This is a genomic window from Acutalibacter intestini, assembly GCF_034334985.1.
Classification (GTDB): domain Bacteria; phylum Bacillota; class Clostridia; order Oscillospirales; family Acutalibacteraceae; genus Acutalibacter; species Acutalibacter intestini.
In genome coordinates this window covers 205,495-217,921 of the sequence record NZ_JAWXXL010000002.1, presented here as the reverse complement: position 1 = coordinate 217,921, position 12,427 = coordinate 205,495, and the positions used below count along the sequence as shown (strand labels likewise).

The 12,427-nt window shown below is 55.0% G+C and carries 11 protein-coding genes, 1 other RNA gene and 1 pseudogene; 8 read left to right on the top strand and 5 right to left on the bottom strand.

The window, feature by feature from the left end; genetic code table 11:
* The first annotated feature begins 9 nt into the window (after window positions 1–9).
* From U8U68_RS03600 to argF, 3 genes are all read left to right on the top strand, one after another.
* Entirely contained in the window at window positions 10–252 is a 243-nt protein-coding gene (locus U8U68_RS03600; protein ID WP_322199476.1) for a DUF3795 domain-containing protein, read from the top strand.
* 92 nt (window positions 253–344) lie between these two features.
* On the top strand, window positions 345–1,511 hold the full coding sequence (locus U8U68_RS03595; protein ID WP_322199474.1) for an aspartate aminotransferase family protein: 1,167 nt from the start codon (window positions 345–347) through the stop codon (window positions 1,509–1,511).
* 11 nt (window positions 1,512–1,522) lie between these two features.
* Complete coding sequence (gene argF, locus U8U68_RS03590) at window positions 1,523–2,425, top strand: ornithine carbamoyltransferase (RefSeq protein ID WP_322199473.1); 903 nt, start codon at window positions 1,523–1,525, stop codon at window positions 2,423–2,425.
* A gap of 272 nt (window positions 2,426–2,697) precedes the next feature.
* Here argF and U8U68_RS03585 read toward each other — a convergent pair whose 3' ends face one another.
* Complete coding sequence (locus tag U8U68_RS03585; RefSeq protein ID WP_322199471.1) at window positions 2,698–3,774, bottom strand: AI-2E family transporter; 1,077 nt, start codon at window positions 3,772–3,774, stop codon at window positions 2,698–2,700.
* Window positions 3,775–3,882: 108 nt separating this feature from the next.
* Window positions 3,883–4,071 carry a hypothetical protein gene (locus tag U8U68_RS03580; RefSeq protein WP_322199470.1) on the bottom strand — a complete coding sequence of 63 codons (189 nt, stop codon included), beginning with the start codon at window positions 4,069–4,071 and terminating at the stop codon, window positions 3,883–3,885.
* A 459-nt stretch (window positions 4,072–4,530) separates the two neighbouring features.
* Between U8U68_RS03580 and U8U68_RS03575 the strand changes: the two genes are divergently transcribed.
* From U8U68_RS03575 to U8U68_RS03555, 5 genes and pseudogenes are all read left to right on the top strand, one after another.
* The gene (locus U8U68_RS03575) at window positions 4,531–5,985 is read left to right on the top strand and encodes a nicotinate phosphoribosyltransferase (protein WP_322199469.1); all 1,455 of its coding nucleotides are present in this window, start codon (window positions 4,531–4,533) and stop codon (window positions 5,983–5,985) included.
* 33 nt (window positions 5,986–6,018) lie between these two features.
* An RNA gene (gene rnpB, locus U8U68_RS03570) (RNase P RNA component class A) lies at window positions 6,019–6,389 on the top strand.
* Window positions 6,390–6,710: 321 nt separating this feature from the next.
* Window positions 6,711–7,105, top strand: a pseudogene (locus U8U68_RS03565) (ferrous iron transporter B); the annotation flags it as partial.
* A gap of 92 nt (window positions 7,106–7,197) precedes the next feature.
* Window positions 7,198–7,389, top strand: coding sequence for a FeoB-associated Cys-rich membrane protein (locus U8U68_RS03560; protein ID WP_322199468.1), 192 nt, complete (start codon window positions 7,198–7,200; stop codon window positions 7,387–7,389).
* Between the two features lie 175 nt (window positions 7,390–7,564).
* Window positions 7,565–9,172, top strand: a complete 1,608-nt coding sequence (locus U8U68_RS03555) for a PASTA domain-containing protein (protein ID WP_322199467.1) — start codon at window positions 7,565–7,567, stop codon at window positions 9,170–9,172.
* A gap of 178 nt (window positions 9,173–9,350) precedes the next feature.
* Here U8U68_RS03555 and U8U68_RS03550 read toward each other — a convergent pair whose 3' ends face one another.
* From U8U68_RS03550 to prmA, 3 genes are all read right to left on the bottom strand, one after another.
* Window positions 9,351–10,400: a GNAT family N-acetyltransferase gene (locus U8U68_RS03550; RefSeq protein ID WP_322199466.1), complete on the bottom strand. Its 1,050-nt coding sequence runs from the start codon at window positions 10,398–10,400 to the stop codon at window positions 9,351–9,353.
* A complete protein-coding gene (locus U8U68_RS03545; RefSeq protein WP_322199465.1) occupies window positions 10,397–10,777 on the bottom strand; it encodes a cupin domain-containing protein in 381 nt (126 codons plus the stop codon). The genes U8U68_RS03550 and U8U68_RS03545 overlap by 4 nt, the downstream gene beginning before the upstream one ends.
* 348 nt (window positions 10,778–11,125) lie before the next feature.
* On the bottom strand, window positions 11,126–12,049 hold the full coding sequence (gene prmA, locus U8U68_RS03540; protein ID WP_322199464.1) for a 50S ribosomal protein L11 methyltransferase: 924 nt from the start codon (window positions 12,047–12,049) through the stop codon (window positions 11,126–11,128).
* Window positions 12,050–12,427 lie beyond the last annotated feature (378 nt).

Genomic DNA, 12,427 nt, shown 5'->3' with positions numbered 1-12,427 from the left:
AGAGAAAGAATGGCAAATTGCAGTGTCTGCGGCATAGACTGCGGTGCCTGCAAATTTAGAGAAGAGCAAAACTGCGCTGGGTGCAAAGCCATTCAGGGCCAGGTGTTCTGGGGGGCCTGTGAGCTGTACGCCTGCAATGCGGAAAAAGAGCAGGAGCATTGCGGCAAATGCCCCCAGTTCCCCTGCGGCAAGCTGAAGGAATGGGCGGCGGCGGAAAACCCGGAGCGTATCGACAACCTGCGGCGTTTATAGAACCTGCTTTGCCGCTCAATGCGGCAGGACGGCGCAAAGAGTGGCCGGAGCAGACGTTGACTTCCTATGGAAGGAAGAAAAGGAGCGGTTTTATGACCTTTCAAGAGATAAAAGACCAAGATCAAGCCTATATTATGCACACCTACGGCCGGGTGGACGCGGCCCTGGTGAAGGGCAAAAATGCCCGGGCCTGGGATGTGGAGGGCAAGGAATACATTGACTTCACTTCAGGCATTGGTGTGAACAGTCTTGGCTACAGCGACCCCCAGTGGGCGGGCGCTGTGGCAGAACAGGCTGGGACCCTGCAACACCTGTGCAATTATTATTATTCGCCCCAGAACACGGCTTTGGCCCAGGAGCTATGCGCGGCGGCGGGAATGGCCCAGGCGTTTTTCTGCAATTCCGGGGCCGAGGCCAACGAGTGCGCCATCAAAATTGCCCGAAAGTATGGAGAAAAGCAGGGCGCAAATAAGATTGTTACCCTGGTGAACTCTTTCCATGGCCGCACCCTGACCACCCTGGCGGCTACCGGGCAGGAGGCTTTTCATAAGGACTTTCTGCCCATTACAGAAGGCTTCCTCTACGCTCAGGGCGGCGACTTGAGGGCAGTGGACCAACTGCTGGACGGCTCGGTGTGCGCGGTGCTGATGGAGACCGTTCAGGGCGAGGGCGGCGTGGTGCCCATGGAGCCGGAGTTCGTCCAGGGCCTGCGGCAGCTGTGCGACCAGCGGGACGTGCTGCTGATGATGGACGAGGTACAAACCGGTGTGGGGCGTACCGGCAGCTTTTACAGCTACCAGGGCTTTGGCATTGTGCCGGACGTGGCCACCTCGGCCAAAGGCCTGGCCGGGGGGCTGCCCATTGGGGCCTGCCTGGTGGGGGAGAAACTGCGGGACCTGCTAAAGCCCGGCCAGCAGGGCTCTACCTTTGGCGGAAACCCGGTGGTCTGCGCCGGGGCCAGAGAAGTGGTGCGGCGGGTGGCAAACCCAGCTTTTCTAAAGGAAGTAGAGGAGAAGGGCCAGTATTTCCGGGAAAAGCTGGCTGCCCTGCCCCAGGTAGACTTTGTCCGCGGTAAAGGGCTGATGCTGGGCATCAAGCTGAAAAGCGGCGACGCCCATGAGGTTTTGACGCGCTGCGCCCAAGAGGGCCTTTTGGTGCTCACCGCCAAGGACCTGGTGCGCTTTTTGCCGCCGCTGACCATTACAAAAGAGGATATCGACCAGGGGCTGGAGATTTTCGCCCGGGTCATTCAAGAATAGGAGAGTGTAGCATGAAGCATTTACTAAAGCTGCTGGATATGACCGGCGAGGAGATTATTGAGGTACTGAATCTGGCAGACCAACTGAAATATGAGACCAAACACGGCATTGAACACCACTTGCTTAAGGGCAAGTGCCTGGGCATGATCTTCGAGAAATCCTCTACCCGCACCCGGGTTTCTTTTGAGGTGGGTATTAATCAGCTGGGGGGCTACGCCGTGGTGCTGGCCTCAGAGGGCTCCCAGATTGGCCGGGGCGAGCCGGTGCAGGATACCGCCCGGGTGCTCTCCCGCTATGTAGACGGAATTATGATCCGTACCTTTGGCCAGGACGAGGTGGAGGACCTTGCAAAGTACGGAAGTGTGCCGGTGATCAACGGACTCACCGACTTCTGCCACCCCTGCCAGGTGCTGGCGGACCTAATGACCATTCGGGAATTCAAGGGCTCCTTGGAGGGGCTAAAAATGTGCTTTATCGGCGATGGAAACAATATGATGAACTCCCTGATTGTGGGCGGTCTGAAAGTAGGCATGGCGGTTTCTGTGGCCTGTCCGGAGGGCTACCGCCCGCCCCAGGAAATTTTAGAGTTTGCCGCCCAATATGACCGCTTTACCCTCACCGATTCCCCAATGGAGGCTGCTAAGGACGCGGATGTGGTGATTACCGACGTGTGGACTTCCATGGGCCAGGAGGAAGAGCGGGCCAAGCGGGAGGCTGCTTTTAAAGGCTACTGCGTAGACGCCACCCTAATGGCCCAGGCCAAACCGGACGCCATGGTACAGCATTGCCTGCCTGCCCACCGGGGAGAAGAGATTAGCGAAGAGGTCTTTGAGGCCAACGCTCAGTATATATTTGAAGAGGCCGAAAACCGCCTGCACGCCCAGAAAGCGGTGATGGTCAAGGTGATGGGATAACAAAAACCGCGCATGCATGATCCTATATAATAATAAGCCCATAGGATTGCGGCGGTTTAGACAAAATGAGAAGGACTTCCTGCGAAGAAGGGGGCCAGTATGCCCCCTTTTGGTATTTACCCGTGCTGGCAGGAGGGTCCTTTCTCTTTTTGGTGGCTGTTTAGAGTCTGTTTTAAAATGGGAGAAATGCTGGCGCCTTTTCCAGGATTTTTGACGCTGAAGCCACCATTTCTGGGCAAGACAGACCCTGTTTCGGAGTTTTCAAACAGACTCTAGGGGTTTGTGGGGTGTACAAGAGGAGGCAGCAGGCCAGTATCACGGAACACGGAGTAAAGCATAAAAAAACCCACCACATAGACCAGTACCCACAGGCTGCCGGCCACCAGAGAAAAATACAGGGCGGCCACCATGACCAATGGATGTATTTTGGTAGAGGAGGAGACCAGCCGGGGCTCGATTACCTGGCGGATACAGGTCATGACCAGCCATCCCACCAGAATGCCCGCCGAGCGGCCGTAGGCGCCGGTGAATAGTTGGTAAATGGCCACAGGGGCAAATACGATGCCAGGCCCCAGCACAGGCAGTACATCGGCGATACAAGCGGCTAACGCGGTGATGAGCGGGTAAGGAGCATTCAACACCGAAAGAATGACAAAGGCTTCACAAAAGCTAATAAAGTAAATCAGCGCATAGGATAACATGGTACGTCGGCCTGTACCGGCGGAGCTTTTCGCGGCCAGCTTTAGCTGCCGCACAGAACCTGTGGTCAGCAGACCTTTGGCCCAGCGCTGTAGAGGAATAAAATCCCGGGCAATGAAGAAGGCGGAAAGCGAAGCTGTGAGCACCAGGGTAACCAGGGCCGGCAGAGAAGTGAGTAGCCCCAATAGCCCAGAGAGCAGAGCGGTGGCTAGGTCCATACTGTTTTTCAGCAGATCCATCAGTTCTTGCTGGTTGCGCTGGAAAAAATCTGTATTTAGGTTTTGAAAGAAAGTTTTTATTTGCGCAAAGATCCGCTGCACCACTGGAGAAAATTCTGGAAAGCCGCCCTGGGCGGCCTTAACCAAGAACCCGGTGATCTCGCGGACCGCGAAGGAGGCTAAAAATGCCAGCCCCACAAAGAGCAGGGCTAAGGCTAGAAAGGTGATGATGCCGCAGGCCAAGCCGTGGCTCCAGCCCAGGCGCCTTTTTGCAAAACGGATAGGGGGTTGTAAGGCGGCGGCAATCAGTAGGCCCAGCAGAAAGGGCAGGGTGTACCAAAATGTACCGGCCCAAACAATGAATGCTAGGGTGTATAGAGAGAAAAATAGAGCCAAAGGCGCCAGACGCTTTAACTCGTCCTTTTTCAGCATAATAGGCCCTCCCAAGGGATATTTGTACAGGTCTTATTTTGGAAGAGCTGTGGTGGAATATGCAAAAATACCGCATGATTCTTTTCAAAATCAAGCGGTACTCAATAGTTATGGTTCTTTTTTTACAGGCTCTTCACCAGTGAGGAGCCACATAACGGAGACATTCAAAATATCTGCTAGAGCAAGTAATTCTATGTCGGTGACAAAGCGAATTTGTCCCTCCAGCTTGGACAGGCCGGAGGCGTTTAGGTCTACTCCGCGCACCTGTAGTTGGGCCAGAAGCTCTTTTTGCTTCATACCTTGGCTTTTCCTGGCAATTTCTACCCTGGAACCAATGAGGTTCTTGCACCCCAAAGGCTGACCGCGAAGCCGCATTTTCACCGAACCCCCTTACTATGATATTTTACACCACAGAAATATATCTCCTTTAACTCAGTATTATAGTGCAAGAATTATTAAAAATCAACCCTTTTGCGTAAAAAAAATCTCCATTTTTCTCAAAACGAAAATTGCTCTGTACTTTTTGGGTAAATGTGGTATAATGTGTTCTGACGAACACACGGAGAAGTCTTGAAGCCTAAAACGCTGCGCTTTTGCGTTGCAAAAGCACCGGCTTTCTCCAATCGGATTTCATTTTAATAGGATCATGTACCCAACATAACTTAGAAGGGAAACTCTAAAAACATAGGGGATATTCGGGTAAAAAATATGCGGGAGGAGCGAGGCACCTCTTGCCGGAAGAGAGGATGAAGTGATATGAGCAGGTGTTTTTCAGCGCGTGAGCTGACGATGTTGACAGATTTTTATGAGTTGACTATGGCCAACGGTTACTTTTTAGGCGGTTTTAAAGATACAGTTTGTTATTTTGATATGTTTTTCCGTAAGGTTCCCGATAACGGCGGTTTTGCCATTATGGCCGGGGTGGAGCAGCTGGTGGATTATATGAAGGGACTGCATTTTACCCAGGAGGACGTGGCGTACCTGGAGTCCCGGCATATCTTTCGCAAAGAATTTTTAGAGTATCTGGAGAATTTTAAGTTTGAATGCGATGTGTGGGCTATGCCAGAGGGCACGCCCATTTTTCCCGGTGAACCGATTGTTACAGTGCGTGGGCCAGCTATTCAGGCACAGTTTATCGAAACCATGGTACTGCTGTGCGTCAACCACCAGAGCTTGATTGCTACCAAGGCCAACCGCATTGTCCGGGCGGCCCAAGGGCGCGCGGTGATGGAATTTGGTTCTCGCCGGGCCCAGGGTTTTGACGGTGCGGTGTATGGGGCTCGGGCGGCTTACATTGGCGGATGCGCGGGCACGGCCTGTACAGTGAGCGACCAGCTCTTTGGCGTTCCGGCATTGGGTACTATGGCCCACAGCTGGGTACAGCTGTTCGACACCGAATACGAGGCCTTTAAAGCCTATGCTGAGGCATACCCCGGCAACTGCGTGCTGCTGGTGGATACCTATAATGTACTGAAGTCTGGTATCCCCAACGCCATTAAGGTGTTTAACGAAGTGCTGGTACCCAAGGGGTTTCGGCCGGGCGGTATCCGCATTGACAGCGGCGACATTACCTATCTTTCTCGCAAAGCCCGTAAAATGCTGGATGACGCTGGGTTTGAGGACTGCCCCATTTGCGCCTCTAACTCCCTAGACGAATATATTATTCGGGACATGCTGGCCCAGGGGGCTAAGGTGGACTCTTTCGGTGTGGGTGAGCGGTTAATTACTTCTTCCTCAGAGCCAGTATTTGGTGGCGTATATAAGCTGGTGGGTGTGGAAAATCCGGACGGTACGGTGACCCCCAAAATTAAGATTAGTGAAAATGTGGCGAAGATTACTACCCCCTGCTTCAAAGGCGTATGGCGGCTGTTTGACCGGGAAACCGACAAGGCGATTGCTGATGTGGTGACCCTGCACGAGGAGGCCATAGACGAAGAGAAGCCCTATGTGATCTTTGACCCCAACCATACCTGGAAGCGCAAAACAGTGGAAAACTTCCACGCGGTGCCCCTGCTAACGCAGATTTTCAAAAAGGGCGAGTGTGTGTACACGCCCAGAGCGTTGAACGCCATTAAAGCCTATTGCGCGGCTCAGGTGGATTCTCTTTGGGATGAGGTAACCCGGTTTGAGAATCCTCATAACTACTATGTGGATTTGTCCCAGCGGCTGTGGGACGAAAAGAACCGGATGCTTTCAGAAAAAAACTATTGACAGAGAGGGCGCTTATCTTTTACAATAAAAAGGTGAGCAAGCCGGGCAGTTGCGGGCGCGAGGCGAAAGCGCGCGTCTGAGGAAAGTCCGAGCTCCACTGGGCAAGGATAACGGCTAACCGCCGCCGGGGGCGACCCTAGGGAAAGTGCAACAGAGATATACCGCCAGAGGAGCTTTTCTTCTCTGGTAAGGATGGAAAGGCGAGGTAAGAGCTCACCGGCGCACAGGAGACTGTGCGGCCCTGTAAACCCTATCCGGAGCAACACCGTGGCATTGGAACAGGCAGCGCAAGCAGCCAGCGCAGCCCAGCGCGTTCCATGGAGGTGGCGTGAGCCTGCTGGCAACGGCAGGCCAAGATAGATGACTGCTTAAGACAGAACTCGGCTTATAGACTTGGTCACAGAGATGTACGGACAAAAAGCAAAGGCTTTTTTGTCCGTACATCTTTTATGGAGAAGTGGCATTTTTTTGCAAAAGGCTATGGACAAACGTTGGTGGTTAGTGTGGGATAATTTATGAGCTGGGAAAAACTAATACAATGTGGAAGGAGGAGGCAGGATGCCTTTGAAAATGGGGGCCCTGGGTAACACAGGACTGATCCGCGAAATAACTGGTCAGGCGCAGGTACCCGGCACAGCCTTTCCGTATCCGACAGGACTGGCCGGGGGCCACCAACCGAGTGCTGGTTCTGTCTGTTTTTATAGCGGAAATGTTTTTGGTGTATGCCCAGCCTCCAGGCTTATGGTACTTGGGTGGAAAGCATTCCGGTGGTAGTGGACAGCTGGCTGGAAAAAATTGACTGTGCCAAATGGTTGTCTGGGCTGATTAATGATGGTATAATAGGCGGTGTAGGCGCCGTGCTGGTGGGGACTGGCTGTGGTGTGCCAGGGGTGATGGCCTCCCGCACCATAGTAGAGAACAAGCGGGACCGCCGCATGACGATTATGACGGCCTGCTTTGCATCCTGTGGCGCAAAGATGCCTATTATTGCTCTGTTCGCGGGAGCGTTGTTTGGCGGCAGTACCTGGGTGGCCATCTTAGCATATTTTGTTGGTGCAGCCGCTATCATGATCTCTGGCGTGATCTGGAAAAAGACAAAATGTTTGCCGGCATCCCGGCGTGGAATATCCGTTGGCAAGGCGCAACCGCTACGATGACGGCCGTGCGGCAGTGAGTTCGGACATGGCCGCGGGCAAATAAGGAGGGATTTTTATGTTACTGCAAACGCCGGTTAACCTGCCCACTCTGCTCATTGCCGCTGTGGTCGCGGTCCTGTTTATCGCTGTGGTGGTGCGGGGGATCATAAAGAGGAAGAGGGGAGAGAGCGGCTGTGGATGTGGCTGCTCAAACTGTCCAAATAGCAGGCTGTGTCATCGCAAAGAGGCCACTGGATCTAAAAAATAGATAAAAAGCCGCTCTGAGAAGAAAAACCAGAGTGGCTTTTTGTGTTCTATTGGTTAAGGAAAAAGATCTCTGCTTTGGACACTCTCTACCTGAAACCAAGCCTTGCAAAATAAATCGAAATATGCTATAATACCTCTATTAAGATAAACATTTGTGCTGTGTGGGGTAAAAAACAATGCTCAGTAAGCTCTGTATGAATTGCTTTTCCAGCTACCGTCCCGTGGAGGATGGCAGTGTATGTCCGGTGTGCGGCTGGGACAACGGCAAGGCTCAGCCCCAGGGGACGCTGAAATATCAGACGGAGCTTGCCTCTCATTATGTGCTGGGCCGTGCCAGGTCTGCCAATGGAGAGGGGATTACATACTGCGCGCTGGATACCTCTACCCAAAAGCCGGTGGAAATACGGGAGTTTTTTCCCGCTGCCATTGCCCATCGGGATGACTACGGCGCAGTGTTGTCCAGCCGGGAGCATAACCGGGTGTTCCAGCAGTATAGGAACGATTTTATGGACCTGGCTAAGGGCATTAGCCGCCTAAGGGAGCTTACAGTGGTAGAGTCCGTGATAGATATTCTGGAGGAAAACGGCACGGTTTATACGGTGTATCAGGGAATACCGTCCTCCTCTTTGCGCCGCTATGTGGCGGATAACGGCGGGCGGCTAACCTGGAACGAGACCAGCCGCCTGTTTACCCCGGTGATTACTGCTTTGGGGCTGATTAGCTCCCTGGGGATTTCTCATTTGGCCATTTCGCCGGACTCTCTGCGGGTAACCCGAGACGGCAATATGCTGATTACCGGCTTTCACATTAACGCGGTCCACAGGGCGGGGGGCGTGCTGGACATTGACCTGTACCCGGGCTGCGCGGCGATTGAGCAATACAGTGCTAAGGCGACCTGCGGCGAAGTTAGCGATGTGTACGCGGTAGGCGCGTGTATGCTGTATGCTCTTACCGGAAAGCTGCCCGTCGAGGCCAGCCAGCGTCTGGAGGACCAGCGGCTGATGATCTCCCGGGACATTTTAAAAACGATGCCGCCTTTTGCGGTAACGGCCATTGCAAATTCGCTTCAAATCAAACAGGCGGCCCGTACCGGCAGTTTTGAAAGCTTAAGGGCGGAGCTCACCTCGGCCCCAGCCCTGGTGGACGAGGTGGAGGAGACCGACGCGATTCGGCGTCTACCTCCGGCCTCTATGGACTTGCCCAGGCATCGCCGGGGACTGCCGCCAGTGGTGTGGCTGATTGGCTCCTTAGTGATCACCCTGGGAATTCTAATTGTAGTTGCGTCCCACTGGCTGGGGGAGCAGGGGATGTCTTTTAATGACCTGGGAAATCTGTTTAATAACAGCCAAGAGGAAGAGCCTGTTGAGGTGCCGAATATGGTAAACCAGAACTTTGAGCGCTGGCAGAACCGGGTGAACAGTGGCGAGTTCAACTTTAAACTGAAAGAGGCCAAGCGGGACTTTGACCCCAATGTAGCGGAAGGCAGCATTATTAGCCAGGAGCCCTTGGCCGGTGAGACAGTGCAGCCGGGCGGCACGGTGACAGTGACTGTCAGTAGAGGCATGACCATGCGGGAGCTTCCAGATTTTAAGGGGGCCAATTTTGCCGAACTACAGGCTGCTTTAACACAAAGTGGTTTTTCGCCCGTAAAAGAGGAACAGTTTGACGATGAGGTAGAGCTGGGCTATGTGATCGGTTATAAGGATTACCAGCCCGGGGACTCGCTGGAATACGGTACTGCTGTGACAGTCCTTGTCAGTGCGGGGCCCAACGAGGAGGAATGAGCCGTCTGTTCACCCTGTGGACGGGCTGCCTAAACGCCTAAAAGCGCTGTCACTTCCTTATACAAGTAAGCTGCACCGTAGGCCTAACAATTGTATTTCCCTTTGTCTTTTTGAGTAAAAAAGCCAGACCCCATAGGGTCCGGCTTTTTCTTTTTGCGGATACGGGCCCCGCCACAGGTCATACAGTGATCCAGTAGCGGCGCAGCCCCTCCACCACGTTTTCCAGCGCGCCGCCACAGTCCTCAATGGTTCGGGCCGAGGCCGGGTTGTCCTCATCGCAGCAGACCAGGGCCTGGTCCAGGCCCTTCTCTTGGGCTTTTTCCATGCCCAGGCCCAGCATATAGGGGGCGTAGTGACTGCCCCGCAGGCTGGGGCGAATGCCATAGCCAATGTTCCCGCCGCCGTTTAGCAGCCGTGGGGTCAGGTAGTGCCGCAGGTCCAGGGCTCCGGCGGGACCGGTCTGGGGGCTCTCAAGGATGTACAGGGTGCTCTTGGCATAGCTGGGCTTTGGTACCACCAGCCGCCAGGCCACGGTGCGCTCCAGCCAGCGCTCAAAGCTTAGGTCCTTGGGGTCCAGGCCAAAGGGGGTCACGTCCTGGTCCACCACCGCGAATTCTTTTTGCATTTCCTCCAGGGGCTCCCGCTCCAGCTCCTCGGGCAGCACCAGGGAAAACCCGGCTTCCTTGGCCCGCATGGCCCAGTACTCCCAAGCCCGCAGCGAGTAGCAGCACAGGTCCTTGACCTCCCCGTTGAACAGCGCCGTGCCGCTGCGCAGGGTACCTTCATACACAAAGCCGCTCTTCTCAATGACCCGCTGGGACCGGGGGTTGTCGGTATAGTGGGTCACGGTGAGCAGCCGGGGCTTCATCACCCGGAAGGCGTAGTCCATGGCGGCGCGCACGGCCTCGGTCATATAGCCCCGGCCCCACCAGGCCCGGCCCAGCACATATCCCAGGCTTTTGCAGCCGGGCACCCCTGGGCGGCGGCCGGCCTCCTCCAGCCCCAAAGAGCCGATCACCTGGCCGCTGGCTTTCTCCTCAATGGCGAACATCTCCCCGGCCCGGTCCACCCAGGCGGCCAGCTTTTCCCGAGACTCTTCCATGCTCTGGTGGGGTTTCCAGCCGGCCATGGGGCCCACCACGGGGTCCTTGCAGTAGCCGTAAAAGTCCTCTAAGTCCTCCATGCGCCAGGGCCGCAGCCAAAGGCGCTTTGTCTCAATGGGTTTCATGCGCTTTCCTCTTTCTCCGACTTTTGATAGGCATAGGTAAAATTGATGGGCGGCGCGGTGACGGAGAGATACACGAACTCTTCCGCGCCATCGTTGCGCAGGCCGTGAACGTCCTCCTCGGCAAAGCGGGCCACATCTCCGGCCTGAAAGGGCCGCTCCTGGTTCCCCGCCAGCAACAGAACGCCGGTCCCTTGGATCGCGTACCAAATCTGTTCCGAGGCCGGGTGGGTGTGCCGGGGCTGGCAGGCGTCCGGCTCCAAATGCACCTCGGTGATGGTGACCCGCCGGCCTTGGGAATTGTCCGGGCACAGCAGCTGCCGGGAGCGCACCCCAGGGTTGGAGAGGGTCACAATGCTATCAGAATGAATAAATTCCATGGGATTCTCCTTTTGTATTTAGATTGCGGATGGTTTTCCCGCCGCGGAACCGTCGCCAGCCGGGGCGGTTGTACTGCTGGATCCCCACAAAATATCCGTAGTAGATAGCAGGCCAATGGTTCAGGAGAAAGCCTAGGGCTTGCTTGAACATAGAGGAAATAGAATGATTCTCCAGAAGGGGTCCATTGCAAGAAAAAACCGCAAGGCAATCTTCCGATTGGCGAGGATGTTTGACGCGGAAAGGGGACGCTTCTGGGCAAAAAGACAGTGGTTTCGCTTTTTTAAACAAGCCCTAACCCCAGCCCTCCAAGCCCCTTTTTTATAAGACTGGCCAGGTGTTTTGTGTGCTCATGCCAATTTTAGGGCCATGGCCACCCAGCCCCGCTCTTCCTGGCGGTCTATGACCGTAAAACGCCCTGCCAGCGCAGCCAGAACATCGTCCTCTCGGGCGTCAATAATTCCGCTGATGAGGAATACTCCGCCTGGGACCATAAATTCCGCCACAGACCGGCTCAGCTCAATGACAACGTCCGCTACAATGTTGGCGGCCACCACCTGGTACCGGCCAGTGACTTGCTCTGCCAGATTGCCGCAAATGCCCGTGAAATTCTCTTCCACGCCGTTAAGCCGGGCATTTTCCGCCGCCGTTTTCACAGCCAAGGGATCAATATCTACCCCCATAGCCGACTGAGCCCCCAGCAGCAGCGCTGCTACAGAGAGAATACCGCTGCCGCATCCTACATCCAAAAAATCCTCTCCTGGGGAGAGGTATTTCTCCATCAGCTCCAGGCACAGGCGGGTGGTCTCGTGGGTACCGGTGCCAAAGGCCAGTCCGGGCTCCAGGTTGAGCACCACCCGGCCCCGCGGGTCGAAATCCTCCTCCCAAATGGGGCGGATGAGCAGTTTTTCTCCTACCGGGATGGGCTTAAAGTATTTTTTCCAATTGTTCAGCCAGTCGTCCATGGCGCAGCCGGCCTGGTGGATTTGGTAGGGAATGCCGCAGACCCGGTAACGTTCTTCCAGGAAGGAGACGGCCTCGGCGGGGTTGTCCTCGGGACTGATATAGATATGGATGATAGCCTGGGTGCGGTCCTTGTTCAGCAGTTCCTGATCAATGAGATCAATATGGGCAATTTCCATGGCCTCTTCTTCTAAATTGGAGTAGTCCTCAATATAGATACCATGAGGGACAGTCATGTTGGCAATATCCCCGGCGGCGTCCACTTGGGGTGCGGGGACAGTGATTTTGATTTCAGTCCAGTTTTCGCTCATCGGAAAGGCTCCTTTTTTAAAAGATTACAGAGATAAAAGACCGGGCATATAGCGGAAAAACCCAGAAGGCCGGTCCGCGGGCCGCCAGTTAAGAAAGGGGTCCAGGGGAGCTTGCTCTCCTGGCGGGGTGCGGGGCAGGGCCCCGTGACCTTGTCCCTGGCGGCGCGAACCAGAAAAAGTGGGTTCCCTAAGGCCGCCCCGGCCCACCCACAAAGGAGGGCGCAGAAGAATGGCGCCGCCCCAAAAGCAGCGCTTTTCGCTGGCAAAGCCGCCGAAACAGCGGCCCACCAACCACAAAGCTTTTTAAGAAAGCGTCCACCCCCGCAGTCAAAGACATGTGCTCAACTCCGCGTAGCCGTCCCAACCAGACCTGCCGAA